General features: G+C 59.7%; 36 protein-coding genes and 1 tRNA gene. 13 read left to right on the forward strand and 24 right to left on the reverse strand.

The genetic code is table 11. The features are described from left to right. Both proB and obgE read right to left on the reverse strand, forming a co-directional pair. Nucleotides 1-1,194: a glutamate 5-kinase gene (proB, locus tag ACFOJ9_RS31115; RefSeq protein ID WP_378984794.1), complete on the reverse strand. Its 1,194-nt coding sequence runs from the start codon at nt 1,192-1,194 to the stop codon at nt 1-3. A 4-nt stretch (nt 1,195-1,198) separates the two neighbouring features. Next, the gene (gene obgE / locus ACFOJ9_RS31120) at nt 1,199-2,230 is read right to left on the reverse strand and encodes a GTPase ObgE (RefSeq protein ID WP_127260464.1); all 1,032 of its coding nucleotides are present in this window, start codon (nt 2,228-2,230) and stop codon (nt 1,199-1,201) included. Between the two features lie 134 nt (nt 2,231-2,364). Between obgE and ACFOJ9_RS31125 the strand changes: the two genes are divergently transcribed. After that, nucleotides 2,365-3,234 carry an endonuclease/exonuclease/phosphatase family protein gene (locus ACFOJ9_RS31125; protein ID WP_378984798.1) on the forward strand — a complete coding sequence of 290 codons (870 nt, stop codon included), beginning with the start codon at nt 2,365-2,367 and terminating at the stop codon, nt 3,232-3,234. 201 nt (nt 3,235-3,435) lie between these two features. Here ACFOJ9_RS31125 and ACFOJ9_RS31130 read toward each other — a convergent pair whose 3' ends face one another. The 3 genes from ACFOJ9_RS31130 to ACFOJ9_RS31140 all read right to left on the reverse strand — a co-directional run bounded on the left by ACFOJ9_RS31130 (nt 3,436) and on the right by ACFOJ9_RS31140 (nt 5,193). Next, nucleotides 3,436-4,023 (reverse strand): GNAT family N-acetyltransferase, encoded by a 588-nt coding sequence (locus ACFOJ9_RS31130; protein WP_378984800.1) that lies wholly within the window; start codon nt 4,021-4,023, stop codon nt 3,436-3,438. 118 nt (nt 4,024-4,141) lie between these two features. Continuing rightward, nucleotides 4,142-4,411 (reverse strand): 50S ribosomal protein L27, encoded by a 270-nt coding sequence (rpmA, locus tag ACFOJ9_RS31135; protein WP_091578900.1) that lies wholly within the window; start codon nt 4,409-4,411, stop codon nt 4,142-4,144. Nucleotides 4,412-4,509: 98 nt separating this feature from the next. Next, entirely contained in the window at nt 4,510-5,193 is a 684-nt protein-coding gene (locus ACFOJ9_RS31140; protein ID WP_378984802.1) for a 50S ribosomal protein L21, read from the reverse strand. Nucleotides 5,194-5,593: 400 nt separating this feature from the next. On the opposite strand from ACFOJ9_RS31140, the gene ACFOJ9_RS31145 reads away from it, so the two are divergent. Next, nucleotides 5,594-5,683 (forward strand) — tRNA-Ser (locus tag ACFOJ9_RS31145). Nucleotides 5,684-5,774: 91 nt separating this feature from the next. Here the strand turns inward: ACFOJ9_RS31145 and ACFOJ9_RS31150 are convergent. Then, nucleotides 5,775-6,038 (reverse strand): hypothetical protein, encoded by a 264-nt coding sequence (locus tag ACFOJ9_RS31150; protein ID WP_378984804.1) that lies wholly within the window; start codon nt 6,036-6,038, stop codon nt 5,775-5,777. A 123-nt stretch (nt 6,039-6,161) separates the two neighbouring features. Here ACFOJ9_RS31150 and ACFOJ9_RS31155 point away from each other — a divergent pair, with 123 nt between their 5' ends. From ACFOJ9_RS31155 to ACFOJ9_RS31170, 4 genes are all read left to right on the forward strand, one after another. Continuing rightward, on the forward strand, nt 6,162-6,350 hold the full coding sequence (locus ACFOJ9_RS31155) for a helix-turn-helix domain-containing protein (RefSeq protein ID WP_378984806.1): 189 nt from the start codon (nt 6,162-6,164) through the stop codon (nt 6,348-6,350). A 94-nt stretch (nt 6,351-6,444) separates the two neighbouring features. Then, on the forward strand, nt 6,445-7,011 hold the full coding sequence (locus tag ACFOJ9_RS31160; RefSeq protein WP_378984808.1) for a hypothetical protein: 567 nt from the start codon (nt 6,445-6,447) through the stop codon (nt 7,009-7,011). After that, on the forward strand, nt 7,008-7,451 hold the full coding sequence (locus ACFOJ9_RS31165) for a hypothetical protein (RefSeq protein ID WP_378984810.1): 444 nt from the start codon (nt 7,008-7,010) through the stop codon (nt 7,449-7,451). Before ACFOJ9_RS31160 ends, ACFOJ9_RS31165 begins: the two co-directional genes overlap by 4 nt. A 49-nt stretch (nt 7,452-7,500) precedes the next feature. Next, a complete protein-coding gene (locus ACFOJ9_RS31170; RefSeq protein WP_378984812.1) occupies nt 7,501-7,941 on the forward strand; it encodes a hypothetical protein in 441 nt (146 codons plus the stop codon). 104 nt (nt 7,942-8,045) lie between these two features. On the opposite strand, the gene ACFOJ9_RS31175 is transcribed toward ACFOJ9_RS31170, so the two are convergent. Beyond that, nucleotides 8,046-8,315, reverse strand: coding sequence for a hypothetical protein (locus ACFOJ9_RS31175; protein ID WP_378984814.1), 270 nt, complete (start codon nt 8,313-8,315; stop codon nt 8,046-8,048). A gap of 147 nt (nt 8,316-8,462) precedes the next feature. Between ACFOJ9_RS31175 and ACFOJ9_RS31180 the strand changes: the two genes are divergently transcribed. Genes ACFOJ9_RS31180 through ACFOJ9_RS31195 form a run of 4 tightly spaced genes read left to right on the forward strand, consistent with a single transcriptional unit; the run spans nt 8,463 to nt 10,342 of the window. Further along, complete coding sequence (locus ACFOJ9_RS31180) at nt 8,463-9,047, forward strand: hypothetical protein (RefSeq protein WP_378984816.1); 585 nt, start codon at nt 8,463-8,465, stop codon at nt 9,045-9,047. Continuing rightward, complete coding sequence (locus ACFOJ9_RS31185; protein ID WP_378984818.1) at nt 9,047-9,427, forward strand: hypothetical protein; 381 nt, start codon at nt 9,047-9,049, stop codon at nt 9,425-9,427. The genes ACFOJ9_RS31180 and ACFOJ9_RS31185 overlap by 1 nt, the downstream gene beginning before the upstream one ends. A 10-nt stretch (nt 9,428-9,437) precedes the next feature. After that, nucleotides 9,438-10,142: an SOS response-associated peptidase gene (locus tag ACFOJ9_RS31190; protein ID WP_378984820.1), complete on the forward strand. Its 705-nt coding sequence runs from the start codon at nt 9,438-9,440 to the stop codon at nt 10,140-10,142. A gap of 8 nt (nt 10,143-10,150) precedes the next feature. Continuing rightward, nucleotides 10,151-10,342, forward strand: coding sequence for a hypothetical protein (locus ACFOJ9_RS31195; protein WP_378984822.1), 192 nt, complete (start codon nt 10,151-10,153; stop codon nt 10,340-10,342). Nucleotides 10,343-10,720: 378 nt separating this feature from the next. Here the strand turns inward: ACFOJ9_RS31195 and ACFOJ9_RS31200 are convergent, their stop codons facing one another. The 3 genes from ACFOJ9_RS31200 to ACFOJ9_RS31210 all read right to left on the reverse strand — a co-directional run bounded on the left by ACFOJ9_RS31200 (nt 10,721) and on the right by ACFOJ9_RS31210 (nt 12,605). Continuing rightward, nucleotides 10,721-10,933 carry a DUF768 domain-containing protein gene (locus ACFOJ9_RS31200; RefSeq protein ID WP_378984824.1) on the reverse strand — a complete coding sequence of 71 codons (213 nt, stop codon included), beginning with the start codon at nt 10,931-10,933 and terminating at the stop codon, nt 10,721-10,723. Next, entirely contained in the window at nt 10,930-11,151 is a 222-nt protein-coding gene (locus ACFOJ9_RS31205; protein WP_378984826.1) for a DUF768 domain-containing protein, read from the reverse strand. Before ACFOJ9_RS31205 ends, ACFOJ9_RS31200 begins: the two co-directional genes overlap by 4 nt. A gap of 596 nt (nt 11,152-11,747) precedes the next feature. After that, nucleotides 11,748-12,605: an ATP-dependent DNA ligase gene (locus tag ACFOJ9_RS31210; RefSeq protein WP_378984828.1), complete on the reverse strand. Its 858-nt coding sequence runs from the start codon at nt 12,603-12,605 to the stop codon at nt 11,748-11,750. 85 nt (nt 12,606-12,690) lie between these two features. Between ACFOJ9_RS31210 and ACFOJ9_RS31215 the strand changes: the two genes are divergently transcribed. Further along, complete coding sequence (locus ACFOJ9_RS31215) at nt 12,691-12,882, forward strand: hypothetical protein (protein WP_378984830.1); 192 nt, start codon at nt 12,691-12,693, stop codon at nt 12,880-12,882. Here the strand turns inward: ACFOJ9_RS31215 and ACFOJ9_RS31220 are convergent. From ACFOJ9_RS31220 to ACFOJ9_RS31250, 7 genes are all read right to left on the reverse strand, one after another. Beyond that, on the reverse strand, nt 12,874-13,107 hold the full coding sequence (locus ACFOJ9_RS31220) for a hypothetical protein (RefSeq protein ID WP_378984832.1): 234 nt from the start codon (nt 13,105-13,107) through the stop codon (nt 12,874-12,876). The two genes, ACFOJ9_RS31215 and ACFOJ9_RS31220, sit on opposite strands and share 9 nt — an antisense overlap. Before the next feature lie 86 nt (nt 13,108-13,193). Then, nucleotides 13,194-13,325, reverse strand: coding sequence for a hypothetical protein (locus ACFOJ9_RS31225; protein ID WP_378984834.1), 132 nt, complete (start codon nt 13,323-13,325; stop codon nt 13,194-13,196). Nucleotides 13,326-13,464: 139 nt separating this feature from the next. Continuing rightward, complete coding sequence (locus ACFOJ9_RS31230; RefSeq protein WP_378984836.1) at nt 13,465-13,800, reverse strand: hypothetical protein; 336 nt, start codon at nt 13,798-13,800, stop codon at nt 13,465-13,467. Between the two features lie 114 nt (nt 13,801-13,914). After that, nucleotides 13,915-14,220, reverse strand: coding sequence for a dehydrogenase (locus tag ACFOJ9_RS31235; protein ID WP_378984838.1), 306 nt, complete (start codon nt 14,218-14,220; stop codon nt 13,915-13,917). Beyond that, complete coding sequence (locus ACFOJ9_RS31240) at nt 14,141-14,515, reverse strand: hypothetical protein (RefSeq protein WP_378984840.1); 375 nt, start codon at nt 14,513-14,515, stop codon at nt 14,141-14,143. The genes ACFOJ9_RS31235 and ACFOJ9_RS31240 overlap by 80 nt, the downstream gene beginning before the upstream one ends. Continuing rightward, a complete protein-coding gene (locus ACFOJ9_RS31245) occupies nt 14,512-14,811 on the reverse strand; it encodes a hypothetical protein (RefSeq protein WP_378984842.1) in 300 nt (99 codons plus the stop codon). Before ACFOJ9_RS31245 ends, ACFOJ9_RS31240 begins: the two co-directional genes overlap by 4 nt. Continuing rightward, nucleotides 14,801-15,301, reverse strand: coding sequence for a TIGR02594 family protein (locus ACFOJ9_RS31250; RefSeq protein WP_378984844.1), 501 nt, complete (start codon nt 15,299-15,301; stop codon nt 14,801-14,803). The genes ACFOJ9_RS31245 and ACFOJ9_RS31250 overlap by 11 nt, the downstream gene beginning before the upstream one ends. 79 nt (nt 15,302-15,380) lie before the next feature. Here ACFOJ9_RS31250 and ACFOJ9_RS31255 point away from each other — a divergent pair, with 79 nt between their 5' ends. Next, nucleotides 15,381-15,566: a hypothetical protein gene (locus tag ACFOJ9_RS31255; RefSeq protein ID WP_378984846.1), complete on the forward strand. Its 186-nt coding sequence runs from the start codon at nt 15,381-15,383 to the stop codon at nt 15,564-15,566. Between the two features lie 210 nt (nt 15,567-15,776). Beyond that, the gene (locus ACFOJ9_RS31260) at nt 15,777-15,929 is read left to right on the forward strand and encodes a hypothetical protein (RefSeq protein WP_378984848.1); all 153 of its coding nucleotides are present in this window, start codon (nt 15,777-15,779) and stop codon (nt 15,927-15,929) included. Nucleotides 15,930-15,962: 33 nt separating this feature from the next. On the opposite strand, the gene ACFOJ9_RS31265 is transcribed toward ACFOJ9_RS31260, so the two are convergent. The 7 genes from ACFOJ9_RS31265 to ACFOJ9_RS31295 form a co-directional block, all read right to left on the reverse strand. Then, a complete protein-coding gene (locus tag ACFOJ9_RS31265; protein ID WP_378984850.1) occupies nt 15,963-16,376 on the reverse strand; it encodes a hypothetical protein in 414 nt (137 codons plus the stop codon). Beyond that, the gene (locus tag ACFOJ9_RS31270; RefSeq protein ID WP_378984852.1) at nt 16,373-17,677 is read right to left on the reverse strand and encodes a hypothetical protein; all 1,305 of its coding nucleotides are present in this window, start codon (nt 17,675-17,677) and stop codon (nt 16,373-16,375) included. The genes ACFOJ9_RS31265 and ACFOJ9_RS31270 overlap by 4 nt, the downstream gene beginning before the upstream one ends. 2 nt (nt 17,678-17,679) lie before the next feature. Continuing rightward, a complete protein-coding gene (locus ACFOJ9_RS31275; protein WP_378984854.1) occupies nt 17,680-17,898 on the reverse strand; it encodes a hypothetical protein in 219 nt (72 codons plus the stop codon). 64 nt (nt 17,899-17,962) lie between these two features. Next, entirely contained in the window at nt 17,963-19,558 is a 1,596-nt protein-coding gene (locus ACFOJ9_RS31280; protein WP_378984856.1) for a hypothetical protein, read from the reverse strand. Then, a complete protein-coding gene (locus ACFOJ9_RS31285; RefSeq protein WP_378984858.1) occupies nt 19,555-22,191 on the reverse strand; it encodes a phage tail protein in 2,637 nt (878 codons plus the stop codon). The genes ACFOJ9_RS31280 and ACFOJ9_RS31285 overlap by 4 nt, the downstream gene beginning before the upstream one ends. 16 nt (nt 22,192-22,207) lie before the next feature. Further along, the gene (locus ACFOJ9_RS31290; RefSeq protein ID WP_378984860.1) at nt 22,208-22,630 is read right to left on the reverse strand and encodes a DUF6950 family protein; all 423 of its coding nucleotides are present in this window, start codon (nt 22,628-22,630) and stop codon (nt 22,208-22,210) included. A gap of 17 nt (nt 22,631-22,647) precedes the next feature. After that, a complete protein-coding gene (locus tag ACFOJ9_RS31295) occupies nt 22,648-23,211 on the reverse strand; it encodes a hypothetical protein (RefSeq protein WP_378984862.1) in 564 nt (187 codons plus the stop codon). Between the last annotated feature and the right edge of the window lie 7 nt (nt 23,212-23,218).

A 23,218-nucleotide genomic window follows, 5' to 3' on the forward strand; every position in this document is an offset into this window, starting at 1 on the left:
TCATCCTCCGCTGGTTACCTGGTCACCGGCCCCTATTTGGTCGCTGACCCCTACTTGGTCGCTGGCCCGTACTTGGTCGCCGGAATGGCTCACCACAAGGTCGTCGCGGTGGATCATAGCCGAACGCGCCTCGTAACCGAGCACCGTTTCGATCTCGGCCGTCTTCAGGCCTGCGATCCTTACGGCATCGGCGGCATCATAGGCAACCAGCCCGCGCGCGATCTCGCGGCCCTCGGGCGACAGGATCGCCACCGTATCGCCGCGCGAGAAATTGCCGCTGACCAGCTTAACGCCGGCCGGCAGCAGCGACTTGCCCGATAGAAGCGCGCCGATGGCGCCGGCATCGACCGTCAGCCGGCCGGCCGGTTCGAGCTGGCCGGCGATCCAGGTCTTGTAACCCTTGACCGGATTGGAGCTGGGCCGGAAGAAGGTGGCGCGTTCGCCGCGTTCGATCGCCATCAGCGGCGACAGCCGCGTGCCCGACGTGATGATCATGGCCGTGCCGGCGGCGGTGGCGATCTTGCCGGCATCGAGCTTCGTGCGCATACCGCCGCGAGACAGCTCGGAAGCGGCGGCGCCCGCCATTGCCTCTATGTCGGGCGTAATGCGATCGACCACCGGAATGAATTTGGCGTTGGGGTCGCGCGCCGGCGGCGCCGTGTAGAGGCCGTCGATGTCGGAGAGCAGCACCAGGAGATCAGCGCCCATCATGGTGGCGACACGAGCCGCCAGCCGGTCATTGTCGCCATAGCGGATTTCGGACGTCGCCACCGTGTCGTTCTCGTTGATGACCGGCACCGCCTTCATCTTGAGCAGCGTCGAGATCGTCGCCCGCGCGTTGAGATAGCGGCGGCGCTCCTCGGTGTCGCCGAGCGTCAGCAGGATCTGGCCCGATTTCAGGCTGCCCTTGCCGAGCGCATCCGACCAGGCGCCGGCCAGCGCGATCTGCCCGACGGCTGCCGCCGCCTGGCTTTCCTCGAGCTTCAGGGCCCGCTTGCCGAGGCCAAGGATGGTGCGGCCAAGCGCGATGGCGCCTGACGACACGACGAGGATTTCAGCGCCGCCCTGGGCCAGCACGGCAATGTCGTCGGCGAGCGAGGCCAGCCAGTCGCGCTTGAGGCCCGTCGTGCGGTCGACAAGCAGCGCCGAGCCGATCTTGACGGTGATGCGCCGATATTTTTTCAGCGACTGCATCGTCCTATCTGTCCCAGCGTGTCTCGACCGGGGCAGCGATCTGCGCGCGCGCCTCGGCCACCACCGACATCAGCGCCCGCAACACCGCCTCGACGCCTTCGCCGGTGACGGCCGACAACAGCATCGGTGCGCGGCCGGCGGCACGTTTCAACGAGGCGACCTTCTTCTTGCGCGCCTCGGCGTCGAGCGTGTCGACCTGGGAAAGCGCGACGATCTCGACCTTGTCGGTCAGACCGTTGCCATAGGCCTCCAGTTCGGCGCGCACGGTCTTGTAGGCCTTGCCCGGATTCTCCTCCTGCGCCGAAACCAGATGCAGCAGCACGCGCGTGCGCTCGACATGGCCAAGGAAACGGTCGCCGATGCCGACGCCCTCATGCGCACCTTCGATGAGGCCCGGAATGTCGGCGATGACGAATTCGCGCGCGTCGATGCGGGCGACGCCGAGGCCGGGATGCAGCGTCGTGAACGGATAGTCGGCGATCTTCGGCTTGGCCGCGGTGACGGCGGCGAGGAATGTCGACTTGCCGGCATTCGGCAGCCCGACCAGCCCGGCATCGGCGATCAGCTTCAGCCGCAGCCAGATGTTGAGCTCTTCGCCCGGCAGGCCGGGGTTGGCGCGGCGCGGCGCCTGGTTGGTCGAGGTCTTGAAATGCTGGTTGCCGAAACCGCCATTGCCGCCCTTGGCCAGGAGAAAGCGCTGGCCGACCACGGTCAGGTCGCAGATCAGCGTCTCGTTGTCTTCTTCGAACACCTGCGTTCCCGCCGGCACCTTCAGCGTGACATCGGCGCCCTTGGCGCCGGTCATGTTGCGGCCCATGCCATGGACGCCGGTCTTGGCCTTGAAATGCTGTTGATAGCGGTAGTCGATCAGCGTGTTCAGCCCGTTGACCGCCTCCAGCCAGACATCGCCGCCACGGCCGCCATCGCCGCCGTCCGGTCCGCCGAACTCGATGAATTTTTCGCGCCGGAACGACACCGAACCGGCACCGCCGTCACCGGAGCGGATGTAGACCTTGGCTTGATCGAGAAATTTCATGGGATTGTACAGTTTCTACTAGTGGCTTTGCGGCATTGCTCTAAACCTTGGGCCTTGCTCTAAACCAAGGCGCGGCGAAGGGCGAGGCCGTTTTGTGACAATGGCCATGTGGGGTTGGCCAGAGAGACGTCGGAATGAAGCTTGTAACCTACAACATACAGTACGGCATCGGTCTCGACGGGCAATACGATGTCGGGCGCATCGCTGACGCCGTGCGCGGGGCCGACGTGATCGCTCTGCAGGAAGTGACCCGCAACAATCCCAGGAACGGCGGCCGCGACATGGTCGCCGAGATCGGCGAGGCGCTGCCAGACTATTTCGCCGTCTATGGCAGCAATTTCGAGGCCAATATCGGCTCTCACATCGACAACGGCCGCGCCGTCACGAAAACCTTCCAGCTCGGCAACATGGTGCTGTCGAAAACGCCCATTCATCTGTCGCGCAACCTGCTTTTGCCGCGTAGCCGCAGCTTCGAGATGATGAACTTCCAGCGTGGTGCGTTGGAAGCGCTGATCGAGACGCCGCTTGGTTTCATCCGCTTCTATTCCATCCATCTCGATCACCGCAGCCCCGTCGAACGCACCAGCCAGATCCAGTTCCTGCGCCAACGCATGTTGAACTATGCGCTCGAAGGCGGCGCACTGTCCGGCGTCGCCGAGATCGGCCTGCCGGAATTGCCGCATCCCGAAGCCTTTGTCGGCATGGGCGATTTCAACATGCTGGCCGGATCGCCCGAATATGTCGAACTCGCCGGCCGGCCGGACCACGAATTCGGCATGCCGCTGACCGCCGACTTTGCCGTCGATGCCGCTGTGCGCCTCAATGTTACCGGCGACGATCTCGTCAGCTGGGTCGATCCCAAACAACCCACAAATCCCGATCGCCACAAGCGCATCGACTACATCTTCACCAGCGCTTCGCTTGCCAGATCCCTGCAGCGTCTATGGGTCGACCGGCAAGCGGTCGGTTCGGATCACCTGCCGATCTGGGTCGAACTGGGCTGACCCCAGATTTGTCCTGCAATCTTTTTCCCAACCTTTGACTTTGACCAAAGCTCAGCGCCGAGGTGTGTCGAGATTCAGGTCAGGCCGAGCCGAAAACGCTGGTTTTCGAGAACCGGAGCGGAGCGTACTTAAAGTACGTGAGCACCGGAAGCGCAGAAAATCAGCGTTTGCAGGCCGGCCTCACCTGAATATCGGCACACATCAAAAATGCACCCAGTTCCGCAGGCTCGTCCACGTCTTCCTGTCGAGCCGGTAGCGCTCGACCGGCACCTGGCCGGCGACGATCGAGTTCAGCATGCCCTGGCCGGCATACTGGAACCCGCATTTGTGGATGACACGGCGCGAGGCCGGGTTGATGACCCGCGTCGAGGCATGCAGCACCTGGATAGACGTCCTCTGGAAGGCGAGATCGACCAGCGCATGCGCTGCTTCCGTCGCATAGCCCTTCTTCCAGTAGGGCTCGCCGATCCAGTAGCCGAGCTCCAGCCCGCGATCGGTGGTGTTGAGGCCGGCGCAACCGACGAAAGTGTCGGTACCGGCCAGCGTCAAGGCATAGGCGATGCCGGCCCGGCGCGACTTGGCCATGGCGAGGAAGGCGCGCGCCTCGGCCTCGCCATAGGGGTGCGGCATGCGGGCCAGCATTTCGGCGACATGACGGTTGTCGGCTAGCTCGGCCAGTTGCGCGATGTCGCCTTCATGGGGCGCCCGCATCACCAGTCGCTCGGTGACCAGCACCGGGCAGTCTATCGCGTAACTTTCGTCTTCTGAGTCTTCCGCTTCGGCAACCATTTGAAGTCCTCCAGGCACAAGAAAAAGGGGAGATGGAAACCCATCTCCCCTGATCCTTTTCCTGGCTTTGCCAGACACCGGTCCCGAGATGGGCGCCGGTGTTCTAGTGCGGAACCGGCTACTCCGCGGCTTTGGTAATCGGGTTGACCGATACGTAGGTTCGGCCGTTGGCTTTTTTGTTGAACATCACGGCGCCGGCTTCGAGCGCAAAAAGGGTATGATCCGTGCCGATGCCGACATTGACGCCGGGATGCCACGTGGTGCCGCGTTGACGAATGATGATGTTGCCCGGGATGACGGCTTCGCCGCCGAACTTCTTCACGCCCAGACGCTTGGAATGCGAGTCGCGACCGTTGCGCGACGAGCCGCCAGCTTTCTTGTGTGCCATCTAACTAACTCCGTTGCGCCGTAAGGCGCCTAAAAGGCCTTATGAACGCGTTCGCGTTCCGTTTCAAGTCCGATCCGGCGACCCAATCGCCAGAAAAATTACTTCGCCGCCAATTCCTTGGCCTGCTCGCGCCAGTCCTTGATCTGGTCGGCGCTGAAGGGCATGTGCTCGTCGATCTTGGCGACATCCTTGTCGGTCAGCTTGGCGAGCTGCGCGAAGGTGATGATGCCCTGCTCGTTGAGGTCCTTGGCTGCGACCGGGCCGATGCCCTTGATCACGGTCAGATCGTCCGGCTCACCCTTCGGTGCCTTGAACAGCGGTGCTGCCGCGGTCTCGGCTGCCTTTGTCTCGGCTGCCTTGGCCTTGGGCTCCTTCTTCGGCGCGGCTTCCGCCTTCGCTTCCGTGGCGGCCTCTGCCTTGGCTTCCTTCTTCGGTGCCTTGACCGCCGCCGTCTTCGTCGGCTTGGCGCCACCCAGCAGGATCTCGGAGATCCGCACGGTGGTCAGAAGCTGGCGATGGCCGATCTTGCGGCGCGAATTCTGCCGGCGGCGCTTCTTGAAGGCGATGACGGTGCGGTTCTTGCCCTGCTCGACGACTTCGGCGGTGACCACCGCGCCGTCGGCGAACGGCGCGCCGAACGTGACATTTTCGCCCTCGCCATGCGCGAGAACATGGCCGATCTCGACCATATCGCCGACATTGGCTTCGACTTTTTCGATCTTCAGGAGATCGTTGGCGGCAACGCGATACTGCTTGCCACCCGTTTTAATGACTGCGAACATTTTTTGCCTTTCGCTGTTCGGTCGGCCTTGATGAACCGCCTCTGGCGGTTCAGCCGTCTTTTTGTCAGTCTGCGGGTTCAAAAAACAAGCGGCGCGGAAGAACCCTCCACGCCGATTGCGCGCCGTCCGTAACCCAAGGTTGGGTGCGAGTCAAGGCAAACAGCCGCGCCGGACTGTTATTGGCGGGCAGCACTGGCCCCATGTCGGCAGCACCGCACCGCGCTGTCGTCTGGCATGAGGATGCGTGGCAGGCCGACAATCTGCTTCAGTCTCCCTGCACCGGACCCGCCGCGAATCCGCCGCTTGTCCGGCAAGCCAAATAACTCACGGATTGGCCTTGTAACCTGCCCGTTCAGCCGTTATCTAGTGCGCCGCGCCGGCAACGGCCGACCATGACCGCGGAGAGGTGGCAGAGTGGTCGAATGCACCGCACTCGAAATGCGGCATGGGTGCAAGCCCATCGGGGGTTCGAATCCCTCCCTCTCCGCCAATGCCATTGATTTTGTTACATTTTTCGGGCCGATGTGTCCGCTTGACCTAACCGACACGAAAAAGCCCGCGCGAGGCGTTGGTCCGGCTGATCAGGCCGGTTCGTCAACATCCGAGCCGGTGTTGAATAAGCAGACATCCCAAGCCGCCCTGTCGATCGGCTTGAGAAACTGACCCAACATAAGCCGGTCGCGGTTCTGATCTTCGAACGCGAACGAGCGTACGCCATAGACTTCGATCGGGTCGCCGCGCTTCGGCCTACCCATTTGCCGCTCCATAACCAGCGACGGCATCGGATGGTCCACGTGCGTCACCCAGGCACCGATTTCGAATTTGAACGTATCCTCATTAAGCATGTGCGTGGCTCCTTGTTGCGTTGCAGTGGCGAAATCGCTACTGTGTCCACATTATAACGCATATTCGCCACGTCAAGGCGAAATCGCAACGGAGTAGCGAATTTGTCACCTGTGCAGTGCAGAATGGCCCGTGCCGCCCTTCAAATCGGCGTACGAGAACTGGCCGAGGCCGCCCACGTATCCACAAACACCATTACCCGACTGGAGCGCGGCGAAGATCTGCAGCCTCGCACGGTCGCCGCCATCCGCATCGCCCTCGAGGCGGCTGGTATCGAGTTCATCAACGGCACCGGCGTGAAACTGCGGACATAAGAGTTGTGGAAAACTCGCAGCTGTAGACCGCTCCCTTGCTTTTTATCTTGTCCCGACGATTGCCACCGATCGCTGCGGCGATAGCGTCACGCCGATGACCAACATCCCTGCAGCAACACTTTTAGGAACGATCTACACCGCGAAGGAAGCGGCCATCCGACTGAGGATGACGCAACGCGGCGTGATAACGCTCGGAAAGCGGTATGGCTGTTGCTCCATGAATGGTCGAAACGCGCTGTTCTCAGAGCAGGATCTCCTCGACATTTGGCAGATCATGCGAGCGCCAGCTACTGCGACTAAGCGCGCCAGCGCGAGCGCGAGCGCGATCGCGTTCTACACATCGGATGCCTCCTACAAGGATATTCTGCGAACAGAGCAACGAAAACGCGACGAAAAGCGACGCCTGCGGAAGGAGCGCGAGACAGCCGAACGCGAGCGCCGCCTGGAGGCAACGCGCCAGGCATCGCGGGACAAAGTTGCATCGAGATCCGCAAAGCGCGCCGCTGCGCTGGAGGAGGTCAAGGACGTTCAACGCGCCACCGCGGAGGCAGAGCCGCTAGACCACAAAAACCGCGACCCGGCCTACTGGACCGAAGACCGCAAGAAACTACTGCGGCAAGAGCGTGTTGCACGAATGCAGGAATGGACGCCCACCAAATGACCACCGAGCCCGCCACAGTCACCAACGCCGCACTCGATAAGCTTCCGCTCTTCGCCACCGACCTAGAAATAGCTGTCGCCATCGTCGGAAAGCAGAACGCCTCACGGTGGAAGCGCGAAGTCCTTCCTGCTCTTGAACACAAAGGGTTCCCGCGTTGGGATTCTTTCCACCAAGGTCGTCCCGTTCCGTTGGTGAAGAAGTTCTATGCCCACTATTTCGGCGTCACAGCCGGATTCGCGATGGCCAGACCAGACGGCAAGGAAAAAGTGTGGCTCGGCAAGCTTATCGAAAATAGGGTCGACAAGGAGGAGCGGCTTCGCGGCGATGGGGTAGACGTTGTCGAGCGGGACTTTGGTACCGACGATCCCGAGAAGCTAAAGGCGATAGCGGAGTATCGAGCCAAGAAGCGAGCCGAAATCGAAGCCAGAAAAGCCCGTTGACTTCTCTTACCGTCGCGCGCCAGTTGATGCGGGGTTTTGGGAGGGGACGATGAAGTACAAGCTGTCACTAATATTGGTCGCTGCTGGACTATCGGGCTGTGCTGGCATGAAGTACGCGATGGATAATTACACCGGCATCAAGCCACTGAGCTACACCAGCCCGACGCAGAAGACGTCATATCTAGTCTATGACAAACCGGCCGAAAGCCGCCTGATGATCACGTCATCGATCGCCAACGCCATGGGGCAAGGCGCGCTGACCGGATTAACGATGATGAACACGACACCCCCGGAAATTCTTTTCGAGCAGGCCGCTGTTGAATATCTGGCATCGACGGGACGGACATGCGTATCAAAGAAGGCTTTCCTGATCGTTCAGCCGCAGTTTGAGGTTCAATACGACTGTTCGCCGCCCGCGCCGCCAGTCGCTGCTGTCGTGACGCCAAAAACCCCGACCCCAAGGTCGCCTGAGAAGAAGGCGCCTGCATGACCCGCTTCCCCGGAGATACCAAGCTCATCCTCCGTCTTCTGCCGTTCGGCGTCGTCATCTTAGGCGCGGTAGGGTTTTGCCAGTGGATGGGCTGGATCTAGCTTCTACTCGTCGCGCCAGATGACCCGCCGCACAAATCGGATTTCGGCCAGGCGCCTATAGCGGACTTGCACCGCCTCCAGCCCGACGAGGTGGAGGAGTTCCGCGTCGATGTGTTCGGTATTCCGGCATTTCTGACAGCGCATTTTGCCACGTAGCGCCTCGATCGGCACGTTGCCGTAAACTTCCCTCAGTTCGCCCGGCTTGAAATAGCGCTTAATGTTGCAATGCCGACAACGGACAAGCGCCACCTGCCCCGCATCGTGGGCATGCATCAAGGTCCATGGCGCACCCTTGTGCCACCTTTCCGGTTGATCGGGCATGCTTTGAAATGAGGAACATATTCCTCTCGGTCAAGAGGCCCTTGACTCTTGTGTTCTCTTTTTGTTCACTGCGGCGCTTAGGAGCAACTGGAGGCAGATATGAACCTGCTTTTGACCGTTCCGGGCGCAACGTCCGAGGAAATTTCGCGCGGCATCGCTGCGGCGGAGGCCGCATTGGAGAATGCCGGCTTCACAGCAGAGGAAGCGGCTGATGGGTTCTTTGCGATGGAAGGCTGGGATAGTGCCGACCCAGATGATGATCTGACAGGAGATGAAGGCGATGCTGCCCAGGCTTGGTCTGATGCTTACACCGCAGCCAGAAATGCCTGCTGCGCCGGATGGCCGGAAGCCCGCATGCCTACAAACATGTCATTGGATTTGCTGATCGATCCGGAAACGCAGCTTGCCGACCGTGCAACGGCGCTCAGGATGCTGCGCGACTATGTTGATGACGACGCCAGGAAGGAAGTCTTTGACGGCAACGATGCCATCTTGGCATGGAGAGTCGCCGCCGATTTCGAATCGATAAAGATGCGCGACCTAGTGTCAGACGTAACGGTAGCTTTCACCCGCCTGAAACACGCTCATTTCCATCCCGAGGAGCCTATCGAGCCGAAAAGGCTGGCCGTGCTGGCAGCGATCGATGCAATTGAGGCTGCGACCGAAAAACAAACGTCGCATTGATGGGCCAGCGCGGTCGATCCATCCCGACACCGACGGCCATCGATCGGGATTGGCCGCACCAGGTCGCATTGCCGGATGACATTTGCACTGACCGGAACTTCGCAATCATCGCGAAATTCTGCGATGCCCTTGGCGTCAAAATCCAAACCCGGCAGGTGCAGGCGATCTGGTCATGCGGCAAATATGAAAATTGGCGGCTGCACTGCTTTGCCGATCGCGCGGCCGCCAAGGTGTTCCTTGACCACTTCTGCGGCGTCATGTTCGATCCGAGGAAGGACCGGGAGAACGGCCGAGCCATGGGTGTCTGGCGCCGGTCGGGTGACTATGAACGCATTCTGGAGCTAGGGCCGCTGAGCGTGCCGGATATCCTCCGAAACTAGGGGCAACGAGATGTGCAACCTCTACAACATCACTACCAGCCAGGAAGCGATCCGGCAGCTAACGCGGACGATACGCGACATCTTCGGCAACCTTGAGCCGTCGCTGGACCTCTACCCCAACCAATTCGGCCCCGTGGTGCGCAATGCGGCGGACGGTCAGCGCGAGCTCGCCAATCTGCGCTGGGGAATGCCGACGCCGCTCGAACGCGTCAAGGGCAACGCTGACTCTGGCACCACCAACATCCGCAATCCACAATATGGCCACTGGCAATCCTTTGTTGGCGTCGAAAATCGCTGCGTCGTGGCCGTGACCAGCTTCGCGGAGCCCTCGCCTACGCCCGGCGACAAAGATCCCGAAACTGGCATCCAGCGAAACTACTGGTTCGCACTCAACCAGGACCGGCCGCTGTTCTTCTTCGCTGGCCTGTGGACGCCTTGGCATGGCGTGCGCAAAGTCAAGGAAGGTCCGGGCGATCACGAGGTTTATGGCTTCATGACCACGAAGCCGAACGCCCTCATTGCGCCGATCCATGAAAAGGCGATGCCGGTGATCTTGACCCGCCAGGACGAAATCGAGACCTGGCTTACGGCGCCGTGGTCCGAGGCCAAAAAGCTTCAACGGACGGCTCCGGATGATGCGCTGGTGATTGTCGACAAGCCGGCAACGCAAATCAAATTTCCGATACCGGCGCCGGCGCAAGGCTCCCTGTTTTAAAGGAGGGCATGACCATGGACCAAATAGTCAGCCTGGACAGCAGGCAAGAGGCGGCATTGCAGGCCGTCGCCGACAAGTTCGTCGCTCTCCATAAGGGCAATGTCATGAAGGCGCTGAAGGAAATGATGGTGCTGAATGGCCGCCTTCAGGATCAGCTTGACGCGCTAAAAGCGCCACCACTCGGCAAGCGTTACGGATGAGTGACGAGCCCGCCAGGCTTGCCGAAGGCATGACGCCGGCGCCACGTGAACATGGCGGTGTCCTTGGCCATGTGTGCGAGCATCAAGGCTGTGGAAAGGTCGCAGGCTGGGGATTCAGCAAGCCAAGACAGCCGCCGCACTGGTTCTGTTTTGCGCACAGAGCCGATGGTGATGCCTACCTACCGCGTTAGGCGGGAAAGCCCGCGCCGCTTGCGGGCAGCGCGGGCCGATCGGAGGCCCGATCTTCAGCAGGCGATGGAGGGCATCACCTGCCGCACGCACCAACTTTTAGAGACGGCTAATGTTCCGTCAAGCCGGTTCGTGCCCGCTTATCCCGAGTCGAAAGTCGGTTTCCAAGAGGCCCGATGGGTTCGGCGGCTAGGGTTGCCGTTGGCGGTGCATAGCCTCGAAAATCACTTCGAAGACGCTCCAGACCTCGTCATTGATCTCGTCGGGTTTAATTCCAACCTCGCCGGCGGCTTTCATCATCTGGTCGGCCAGGTCGCTGGCAGCGATGGGGTCGCCCGTGGTGGCAATCGGCAGATGATTTGCAATCCACTCGTCGAGGAACTTGCGGCCGCGAGCGCTCATTCTGGCACGCCAGCATCGTAGTGCACGATGGCATCGAGGATAGTGCGATAGAGGCTGTCGACCTCTTCGCTGATCTCCTCTCTCTTGATGCCGATGGCCTTCGCATCGGCAAAGAGCTTATGGGTAAGTTCGTCGACCGAGATGACGTCGGCCTTGGTCGACTCTGGGATGTTGTTGGCAATCCATTGATCGACGAAATTTAGGCCGCGAGCGCTCATTAGATTTCAAGCTCGGATCGTGCAATGAGTTCCGGCGAATTGTCCGGCCTCCCTTGTAGCCGTAACGCCCTCAGCTGCCTTCCGCTCGGCGTCGAGGACCAGCCTGCATTCACGGTTCGCTCGTTCGAGTTTTTCCCGATCCACCTTTCTTGTCTTCATTGTGGCCTCCTTGGCTGATGCGCCAAAAAGTGCCGACTTGAAGAAATGTTTCCGGAAAAATTTCCTGATGCCGGACATCATTTTTTATTGCGGGGCCAGACGTCATGCATCCTTTAGGTTTTGAAGGCGAGCGACCTTTTTGTCCCAGCGTTTGGTACGAATCCGACACGTTATTGCGAGCGGTCTTGACTGGGATTATTTTGGCGTTTTCCTCTTTCAAGGGAGAGCGAAAAACATGCACAATGGCGTTGTAGAACCCGACGAACTCGCGTTTTTGACCACCATTCTAGACGAGCATTGCAAGGCCCGCGGCATTGAGGCGGATAGCCTAGATCGCCAGAACCTGGCCATCCGCATCTTCACGCTTTTCACGTCCGGCTATACCGGCGTTGAGAATTTAAAGCAGGCGCTTTCAGACCATAACGCCCCTATGGCAACTAGCTTTCCTCCCGGAAATCCTGCAGTGAAGCGTGCCGCAAATCTGCCTCGCCACGCAGATGCTTCACGCGACCGACAAGACCCGGCTTGACCCACTGTGTCGCCGGCCGCTTCATGCCTTGGGGCGCCGGCCCCGCGTGTTCCTGGACACGCTTCCATAGCCGGTCGCGGATTGCGCCACGCGAGTTGATGAATGCCGAGCCGACATACTTCCCGGTCGCGCGATCGGCCATCAAGGCGAAAGCCGGCTTGCCCATTTCGCGCTCGACGCCGAGGATGTCATATTCCTCGACGGCATAGCTTTTGATCTTGAGCCAGTTGGTCGACCGGCCGCTGCGATATTTGCTATCGCGGCGCTTCGAGACCATGCCCTCAATGCCGGCTTTGTCGATCAACTCGAAAATCGCTTTGGCATCACCCGGCAACGCCTGGCTGAACTGGATCTGACTGTCCGGCTCGATGATGCCTTCCAGAATCTCTCGCCTGTCCTCCAGGTCCATGTCGCGCAGATCGTGACCTTCGAGGTGCAGGAGGTCGAAAGCGACGAAATAGAGGTCTTGCTGACGGCGCGTAATTGCTTTGCGCAGCGCGGCAAAGTCGGACAGGCCAGCCTCGTTGAGGACAACGATTTCACCATCGATGATTGCGCTGTCGAGCCCAAGGCGTTTGGCCGCGCCGACCAGATTGCGATACTTGGTCGTCCAGTTGAGCCCGTTTCGGGTGAAGATACGGACATCGTCGTCAATGACGATCTGCGATCGATAGCCGTCGAATTTTACCTCGTGAACCCACTCGTCGCCTTCGGGAGGCTTCTCTACCAAGGTCGGCAACAGAGGCTCGACAAACTTCAATCGCATGAACTGACAATCCCAAACCCGCGATTCAATTAGCGCGAGCTGAAGTGACTCCGGAACTTTTGCCGTGGCGCAGAGTTGCCGCCGCATGACGAAGCTATCCGACCTTGGGCCGCCGATCCCCGGCAAGCGGCACGGCACACCGCCAGCGGACGAACGCGACCATTTCTACAATTGCCCCCAATGCGGCCAAAAGGTCGATATGCGTGATTTGCGGCAAGTCGTCTGGCATGAGGTGCCGGGGCACAAACCGCTCGGCCCACGTCTGGTTTCAGGCTGATCGTGTTACCAGCTCGACGGTTACCCAAAAGCTGACAGCCATGAACAGCAGGACGGCGAATGCGATGACAAAGACCGGCATGCGCTCCCCTCCCCGCTCCATTCTGCTGATGTCGTACCACGCCTGAAAACAAAAAGCCCGCCACTGAGGAAGCAGTGGCGGGCCGACCAAGGCTGTAACGTCCTGGCCAGCAGCGCTACCCAGGGAAGGGACGCTGCTTTTCATCCAACTTTCCGCCTGGTGCCCGGTTCCACGGACAAACAAAAAAGCCCGCCACCGTGAGGCAGCGGGCTTATGGCGTAGCTAGGCGATTAGTTCGCGCCGCCGAGCTGCTTGGTCATCTTGCAGAAATTGTCATGGGTCTTCGCGATAGCCTCGTCGCCACATTCCTTCATGGCCATCCATGCGGCCTTGAATTCCGCCTCGGATTTCATGGTCTTCATGCCGGCTTGCGATCATGACTGGTTCAGCGCTGGCTTTTTTGCATTGGTTTCGGATGATCGCAACCTCGCCCGCCCGCCCCATTCGGGCGGGCATAGGTCAACGAGCGGCGGAGGGGTTGGTGTCTGGAGTGTGCTGGGATCAACCAGCATTTTTGCTCGATCTTGAGTTTAGGGAAACGGCAACACGTCGGCGCTCGACGACCCGGGCGAAGATGTCGCCCTTCTTCACCGATGCTCGGCTGGCCGCCAGAGAGGCAGCTTGTTCCAACAACTTCGCTCTTCGGAAAAAGTTCATCATGCCTGCGCGGTCTTCTTCCTTCAAACCGGAGGAATTTCCATGAACAACTTCAAAAATTCTCACCATGGGCACAATGGCGCTAGCCCGCCAACCTTTCGGCTGACGGGCTTGGGTATTTCTGGGTATGATTTCGGGTGCGCTACTTGCCGCGAACTTTGTAATAGATTTGTACGGCAAGCCACACGATGCCGAGGAAGGTAAGCGTGAGAGACGCGCCATCCTGTATGTATGGAAGCCAAAGAACGTTCGTGGTGGCAGCAGCTGCGATGCCGGTGGTTAGGCGCTCGTCAATCACTTTGCGGCCACCTTGCCACGGATGGCCGCATCGCGGTCATGATAGAAATCACGCAACGCCTTCAAGCGCCGACCGCACTCAATCAACGACTTGCGGTCAGAAATCCAAAGCCGCTCAACGTCCGTTTGTTTCAACTCACCTTTCGGCAAACGAACCGGACCAAGGCAGGCAATCAGCAGTGATCGGTCTGGGTCCGACAAAACTGGCGGCGTGGCAATAAATCTATCGGACGGAATCGATACGCAACCCGCTGCCGTCAGACAGGCAAACGCGATCACGATCAGGGTCAGCGTTCGCTTCATCTGAGAGTTCCTTGATGTGTTTTTCTAAGGCTTCATTATCGGCCAAAAGATCGGCCAAACGCTTGGCCTCGAGAGCCTTGGCCCGCGCGTTGGCTTCAAAGATGCGGGAGATTTCAGCGTTCGTTGCGGCGACGATCTCCACTTCGCGCTGGTCGTATTTAAGTTGCCAGCGGGCGGTGCTGGCCGCACTACCCGCGTGGTACGTCCAGCCGTAGGATGTGGCGATTGCCAATGCCACCAAGCCGCACACAATTACCGACCCCCAGCCGCCCGTAATGAGGTTAAGCCATTTCATCCCGCAAAATCCTTGGGCGGCTCATGCGGCTCCGCTCCCAAAGGCGGATCCACCGGCATGCCGTAGCCGCCCGTTGGCGCGAGCAAGAAAAGTAACTGGCGAAGGTCCATGTGACCGACGCCCATATAGGTGGCGCCGAGCGTGGCGATAAAGCCAAACGCGCTTACCGCTACTGCCGCGGCCTGTTGTGAATAGATCGAATAGACAAGAACTGCCCAGGCGAGCGCGCTGTTGATGCAGACCATGCGCTTGCTGAATGTGCGGCTGCTCTTCGCTGGCAGACCACTACGCTTCATTGGCGCTCACCTTCCCGTCACTCAAGACCAGCGGAAGGTTATCGTTCGCAGGCAGAGGCACCGAAGATGGCCAGCGGTAGCCAAGCACTCGGGCTGGAGCGAACGGCTTGATTGACACCATGTCGCCTTGGTTCCCGCCCAAGACCATCAGGTTGCTGGAGCGATCCTTGCCGACCACAAAACCGACGTGACCAGACCAGCCTGAAGGCGAGCCGCGCCAGAAGACAACGACAGCGCCTGGCACCGGCCTCTTAATCGGCAAGCCCCAAGCAAGCCAGCGGCGCGCGCCCCATGGATTGGCGATAGGCGGCAGACCGGACTCACTGACAACCGCACCAACGAACGTTCCGCACCAGGCAGTTTCGTCATCGCGAAACGGAGCCTTTAGCGCCTCCAGCCATCGTGTGATGATGGAGCTTGTCTTCGGCCCCGGAAGTTCGCGCGTACCGATGTACGCGCGTGCTCTCGCGAGCCAGCGTGGTTCTGACATGGGTTTGCCTTTCCGCCCTCGCGGGCAGTCTGTGACAGTTGAAGTTTCGGGATACCGTGGCGAGATCAGGAGGAACCCGATGGCCGCCTATGTCGTGGATGAGTTGAACGGAAACGCCGTGTTCAGGCACACCAAGATCGACGCATCGAGCGCGATCGAGGCGGCGATGTCAGCGACGGGTAGGACGGTCGCAAGCGGACGCGAGCCGGGGAAGATCTGGATACGCGTCACCGACGAGTGCGGTCATACAACCGAGTATCACTGAGAGCGCGATCCGAGAACGGCGATCACGATGCCGACATGATCCTGAATGTGCAGCGCAGGCCGAACTAGGAGGGCACGCACTGTCGACGAAACGGCTTGATCTCAGTTCTGGTCGACCTGCGGGCTCTTGTCCCATGTTCGATTCTGGCTATTGTCGGCGCAGAGGAGCGAAGCGTTTGACGCGGTTCTATGTCTACGCCGAGGGGGCGCAATGAACACGTTCTTCGAAGTCCACACGTCGCGGCTGCTCAAGGCATGGCGGGAATGGGCGCCGTTTTTGAGCATCTGCCTGGCTGCCCTGCTTGGCTGTATCTGGACGGTCTACCTGCCGATTGTGGGATTGCGGTACCTCTTGGGGTACTGAAGCATGGGGAGCGCTCAGCAAAGACCCTTCCCGCTAGAGCGTTGCGGCCGCTACAAAGAATGCGTCGACCTCGGCTTCGCTGAACTCCAATGCGGCAAAGCCGGCGGCCATCATCGGTTCAGTGCGGACGAAAGAGCCGCTGTTGTCATATGCGATCTGCACCGCCTCGCCTTGAGACGCGATGAAGCCTTCCACCTGATCAAGCAAGCCAGCCGCAAGCAACTGAAGCTTGAACTGTCGTGCAGATACTGACACCGGCACACGCGTGACAGGTCCTGGCAACCCATAGGGTGCAAGAACGTCGTTTAACTCTTGTTCGCTTGCGATGCGCGTCACGCCCGCGTCGTCTGGCAATGCGGCAACGTAGGCACCGCTTGCGCTGGACCAAAAGCTGCTCTCGTCGCCACCGATAATCCAGTGCCAGCTGAAGGGATTATATTCCGTCATGCGTACCATCCTCCGCTACTCACTGTCCCCGCGACATTTCCGGGGAAGTAGGAGGCTCCCCCACCGCTAGTGTTGATGCCTCCACCGGCCTGCGCAGCATATCGTTGTCCCGTTGCGGTCCCGGAGAACACGACGCCATTAGCCTCCAGCACACCGCCCGAGTTCGCGAGCACTCCGACCCAGGACCAGGCTGGTGTTCCGGTGAGCACTATCGGCGCGGCGGCAAAGTTTCCGGCGAACTGAATGACCCCGCCATTTGTCTGGCAGAAACACGACATGCTGCCGGATACAACCTGGCCGAGGGCGATGATGATGATTCGGGATCCACGCTCGCCTGCGTAGTACGCACCGGAAAAGCCTGTGCTGCCTCCCGCCAGATTGATGTTGGAGCAAGTCACTGTACCGGGCGCATTGATCTTGATCGCGGACTGGCTGGCGCCAGCAAACGTCATCTTGAAGCCGGTGATTGTCATTGGGCATGGCAGCGGCGCGTTGATCTGGATGCACGTTCCCGTCGTGCTGATGTGACAGTTGGCAGGCGTCGTCGTGTTGCCTGTGATGGTGATCCCTGTGCCGCCAATGGGCATAGTCGTCATGTTGAGGGGAGCATAGGTTCCGTCGGCCACTACGATAAAGCCAGCCTGCGCCGCCAGATCTAGCCCGGCGAGTGTGTTCCACGCCTTCTGCAGCGTTTGGAATGCGCCGCCAGCAGTGTTGGTCAGCCCGTTGTTGATAGCGTCGTTGCCGTCTGGGCGCACAAAGTAGGTGCGGCTCGTGGTGGGGACTTCGCGCACACCTAACAACGGCTGAAGCGCGCTCGACGAGGCAGCCGCCACCAAGGTCTTGAAGTATGCCGAGAAGCCTAGCGTCGTCAGCTGTGCCGGCGCGTCGGCATCGTCCAGCAGCGCGCGGCCGGCATCTGTCAGGCTGAACAGCGCCGCAGCTGAAGTCTGATCGAAGTACACGCCCTGTCGCGGTGTCGGTGTCAGCCCACCAAGCGCGATCAATGCGCTGGCCGCCAAGGTCTGCATGACCTGTCGCACCAGCGTCTGCGTGAACGGATCGTCGGCGGTGTAGAGGATCCGATATGGCTGTGCCGTCTGCGTCGTGCCGCCCCAATTGAAGAGCAGCGTGATGCTCGTGTTACTGTTGACGGTGAGGACAAGATTGATCTTGCCGTCGTTGCCAATGACCATGTCGTAGGGCCGAACATTGCCGAGCCAGAGCGTGCCCTGGCCGACCATGGCGGCTGACCCCGCGGTCAGCGTGGCCGTGCCGACGCTATAGATTGGAACGGCCATGGCTATTTGGTCTCGCCGGCGAGGACCGCGGAATCGGCCCGATAGTCAGCCAGTTCCGCCTCGATCGCCTTGATCCTCTCGTCACGCTCCGCAACCATCTGGGTCAGGGTGTAGACGTCGCTGGCGAGCACGAGGCGGCGGTTGCGGTGGACCTCATTGTCGAAGCTCGCCTCGGACAGGGCTGCAAGCGGGTGGACCTTCACCTGATTCGGGTCGGACATTGGTGTTTCTCCATGACTGGAAACCCCGCTGGGTGCAGGGCGAATGATGAAAAGAGCGCGAGGACTAGAGGCTGGTCGGAATGCCGAAGATGTAGTAGCGGACGCCCTTCAGTTGAGCGTTGTGATAGCTGACACCACTGTCGGCGATCAGGTAGGGATTGTTGTTCGATGCAAAGATGTCGACACTGGTCTCACTCAGCATATTGATCCAGGTCGACTCTCCGGTCGACTGCCCTGCCCACGTCGAGTCGTTGACGAAGACGACATGCTTTCCCCATACGGCGCTGGGCTCATTGTAGTCGCTCGCATTTGGTGGTGCGTTGTAGACCGCGCCCACCTTCGGGAAGAGCAGGAGGCCATCTGGATTGGCGACCGTGATGTTGGTCTTGCGCACACCCTTGAACCGGTCGCCGCCGGAGAGCGCGGTTGGAAAGTCTCCGGACCAGTTGAGAAATCCCTCGGCAAGGATGGGCATGTAGACCAGGCGGGTGTCCAGCATGATGTCATCTAAATTGTACGCAGTGTCGTGCGATCCAGGGCGCTTCACCTGGTAGAAGGCGCCAACCCCGTCGGTTCCTCGCCATCCGATGTTGGACCCGCCGGTTGTCGGCGCTGCGCCGGAGTTGGCGCAGATGATGTATCGAACGACAAGATTATACTGGGATGCGCTGGTGATGACGACGGTGCTTCCGGAGACGACATAGGTAAAGTCGAGCGACTGACTCTCGTTCATGCTGCTGATGTAGGGCGGATGCCAGAACGTCGTTTCCGACTGACGACGGGCGACAAAGTCCATGTAGGTCTGACTCGTCACCGGTAGCCGCGTGGTGATGGTCGCCGTGCCACCGGTCGGTACGGTGATCTCGCCGGCGGCCAGGATCTTCGCCGGGATCTTGTTCTCGTGAAGGATGTAGTGATCGAGATTTGTATCTGCGATCGTGTAGCCAGGGCGCGCGACCCTGCACATGCTACTGTTGATGCGGATAGGCTCCTGCCCAGCCACGGGCGTCGCGACGAAGGTCGGGATCGCCTCTTCCCTCATGGGGAGATCCCAGACAGTAACCAGCGTGCGAGCGATGGAGATTGTGGCGCCAGAGCTTGTCGCGGATGCAGTTACGCAGGGACGGTTGAATGTGCTTCCGCCGACATATCCGCTGTTGAGCACACTATAGGTACTACTCCCATAACCTGTGTAGGAGTAGACCTGACCCTTCCCGGATGCTGCCCCCTCGTGCAGATCGACGTAGGGACCGCGAAACTTGTTCGTCGTGTAGTCGAGAGCGGCTCGAACCTCGCACAACGGAAAGAACGTGAAGCCATAGGTGGCGGCGAAGTATGCCTCATAGTATTCATAGACCTGGAAGCTGTTGCCACTGAATATCCAGCTGCGGATTCTAACTTGACAGTTTTCCCGATTCGCTCCAGATGGCAGATAGTAGATGTTGGGGGAGCTGGCCGTCCCGCCCGTGGCGGGATACGTCGTGAAGTTCACATCGACGGCGAAAATGTCCTTGATGTAGCCGATAGTTTGGATCTCGGAATTGAATGCGAATTTGCCGACGTTCGCATTGGGTATCGCTAACGGATCGTCGGCATCATTTTTCATGATCTTAACGACCGGACCGCTGCCGGATTTATTTCCTGCAAAGAAGCGTGTCATACGAAAATCGATATGTCTGCCAGCGAGCCAGAGCCGCGAATGACCAGCTTGCCGTTGTTGGACGATAGTTGGTTGAATTTCAGCGTGCCGACGACGATGTTTTCGAGATAGAGAACACCGGCAGTGAACACGAAGGGTGAGAACTTGTTGGTCCCGTCGGTCATGTAAATCTTGCTGGCGACGAGGCCAAGCATGCTGTCGCCGCCGGCAAGCGCCGAGAGCAACAACGCTGCCGTTGACGTCGCCCCGCCGGCAGTCGCCGCCACACTGACACCAACCGTGGCAAGCGCGCCGGTCTCGGTCGCTACGACTGCGGTGCGGAACAGGCTGGACGCCGAGATGTTGCCAACGGAAGCGGAGAGCCCAGAGATTGACACGCCCTGCGCTGTGATCGTGGCGCCCTGTGATGCGATCGTGTTACCCTGCGCATCGACAGTTGTGCCGAGAGTGCTCACACTAAGCTGGACCGAATTGACCGCCAAGACAGTCGCCAGCCCCGGTATTGTCGCCTCGAGCGTTTCCAATCGCTGCACGATCGCCGACCCCGGTCCGGTCGCGGCCGTCACCAGCAGCTGGTAGTCGGCCGTGACCGTTTGATAGACCGACTTGACCTGTGTCAGCGACTGCAACCGGTCCAGATATTGCCCGGCATCCTGGTTCGACGCCTCACGTGCGACCCGGCGGGCGTCACTGATCACGTCCCGGATGTTGACATTGAGCGGGGCGAGCTGGGCGGCGGTCGCCTGGTTGATCTGGTCGGCGAGGCCGGGCAAATAGACGTCGGCATCGCCGAGACGCGCTTCAAGCGTGTCGACTTCAAACCATGCGGATGGAAAGAACGTCCGCGGCGGCGACGAGCGCAGGATATAGCGCACCGCCCACAGCGAGGATGACATAACGCCTTCCCACATATCCTGATCGGTCTGGTTGGCCAGCGCGGAACTGTGTGCCCTCTCTGTAGGAACGTCGCCGGTTACAGCGATCGGCCCATATTCGATATCAACGAAGGTGATCGTGACATCTTCGATATCGTTCCACGTTGCCCGGATGCCTGCTCTTTTAGAACCAGTGGAGGAAGTCGACACGATGCCGGCGACTTGGAAATTTAGCAGTTCGCTCTGATAGTCGCCAACACCAGGCACAATGGCATCGGGCGGAGCGGTCTCATAAGCTGTCGGATCAAAAATGCCGTCGCTGACTTCCTGCAGCGTGAGCGTGATGTTGCGGGCACCCTTGTCACCAAGAGGCCCCAGACGCTTCTCCAGAATCTGGAACGTTACGGTTCCATATTCTGCAGAATCCCACTCAATCCAGCGCCCTGCGTTTGCGTCGGCAAGGTACTTTGGATGAATCGTAATGTCGGCATTGCCTTGGTAGCGGCTAGCCTTGAAGGCTATATCAGCAAGACGATCGGCAACCTCAGAGCGATTAACCGCTCCATATGGCACCGACACCGCAAGACGCTCGCCATCAACAGACAACGCCGGATCATCAATGCGTACCGCCAGCGGCGTCTGTTCGTAGAAATTCTCTGGCTCCAGATAAGTGCCGGCGAGCGTGTTGATCAGTTCCGACTTGGTGCGCTTGGTGGAGAAGCGGAAAGCCTCGTCGACCATGATATCGTCATCTGTGAAGGTCAGGGCGATGGATTGCGCCGCGCCAGCAATGGGATATTCTCCGGCTGAGTCCTCAATCCATGACGCCGCACTAGCTTCAAGCAGTGGCTGCAAATTCTGATCGTGGGTGATGCCTGAACCCGCTGCGGCAATCAGGGCCGCAGAGTATCGAGCGCCACTGCCGACATTTTCATCGCAGATGTTGGCCGCCTGCGACCAGTTGGCGAGCGGCAATCTGGACGCCGAGGCGCCCTTGCCTACCATCATTTCCGTGCCGTTGAAGATGCCGCGCTCGAGCGCGTATGCCATCAGCACGGGGTTTTCGCTAAACGCCCATGTCGTCTGATCATTCCAGCGATGCGAGCCAGAGCCGCCTACTGAGGTGTCTAGCCGCCAGTCGTAAAGCGGCGCACCTTCGATCTCAAAGAACGCTTCCCAAGGCTGGGTAAGGTGTTCGCGATCGAGTACGTTAGTGACAATAGCGTAGGCAATACCTGCGCCGCGATGATCGGTAGTCCAGCGTCCATTCGGATTGGCCTTGGCGATCAGACCGGCATCCGCCGTCTGGTCCATCATGCCTTTGTAGAGTTTAACCCAGACTTCAGCATCGATGCCTTGGATTCGGCGGCCCTTCGTGGCATCGACCGTGCCACCAAGCATCTTCCATTCGCCCTTGTAACGAACGCGCGTGATATCATTAATTTGGAAGTTTGAGAGGATGTAAACATCCTGCACGCGGCGATTGCCGGAACTGTAGGCGTTGCGATAAATGAGATGGCCTGCTGTGCCGACCTTGCCCATTGCGACAGCGCGCGCGAGATCCTCGCCATAAGTCGTATCAAGCTGTGAAGCCTGCGACTGCGCCTTAGGCGCAAGCATCGCGCCAAGCGCATACTTGGCGGCAAGACCCAATCCAAAGCGGGCCAAGCCCGCCAAGATAGTCGATCCACCCAGAAGAGAAAATGCGCCCGTAATTGCCGAGCCGATGCTGACAAACAGCGGGACTAGAAAACCCATAAATTAGCCCACCCGTTTAGCCGACCCGGTAGGCCGTCTTCATTGCTGTCTGTGGAAGGAAGATGCGGGCGGACTCAGTGCGGCACAGAAAGCCGCGGTCGCAGACAAAGCCCGCGCAAAGAACGCCGTTTTGCTCGACAACGCCGACGTCGCCTCGCCTGGCTAAGAGCCTGCCGATGGTTGGTAGCCCAAAGAACGTGCCGAGCACGTCCTCGACGTTCTCACAGCCTTCTTTGCGCATAAGGCGTGCTGCGCCAGCCTCGCTCTTATAGCGACCGCGCCACGGAGCCATGATGTCTTGGCCTGTAACGGCCTCAATCGCGGCTGCTGCGGTAAGCAGGCAATCCGTCTCGCCCCACACACCAGGCGCGTCTGTGATGCTGGAAACCAAGCGCGCAAGGCGTCGGTCCCAGTCTTTCAATCGGGTTAGCTCGAGCATGTGCGTCCTAGTGGTGGTTAGAAACTGATATCGAAAGTTTCGTGCTGCACTTTTGACGCGTACTGAAAGAACATATCGCCGGACGAAACCAACTGTTGGTCTTCGTGGCTCGCCGTTCGATAGCCGTCGCGGTGATTGGCGATGGCGCCGGAACGAACGTTGGCGACAAGCTTCTTCTCGCCATTGTCGCGCGAATGGTCGATCGTATCGATGAAGCCATACGCGCCAGGTTCGGCATGCAGGAAGGTCCGATCATCGGGGTCGAAATAGAAGTCGAAAACCGTGACCGGCGCGTCCTTGTATGTCTCGTTTTCGACAAGCAGGAGTTTATCGGGCGTAAGGCCGGAGTCGCGCTTCGCGACAAGGCTTAGCGTAAATGTCGACGCTGCCGTGCCAAGCCCGTAAACCGGCTCAGACACCTCAATAAGCGTGTTCGGCCAATAGACGAGACCGTCAACCGTGATGTCGCCCTTGCCGTTCCAGAAGCCATAGGTGCCCGTGCCGCATACGATCTTGATGCCGGAACGAATTACGGCCCGCCCCTCCGTGAGGACGTCCTGCAGTCTTGTTGGGAAGGTCATGTGTCGC

It is taken from the genome of Mesorhizobium cantuariense, assembly GCF_042647205.1.
Classification (GTDB): domain Bacteria; phylum Pseudomonadota; class Alphaproteobacteria; order Rhizobiales; family Rhizobiaceae; genus Mesorhizobium; species Mesorhizobium cantuariense.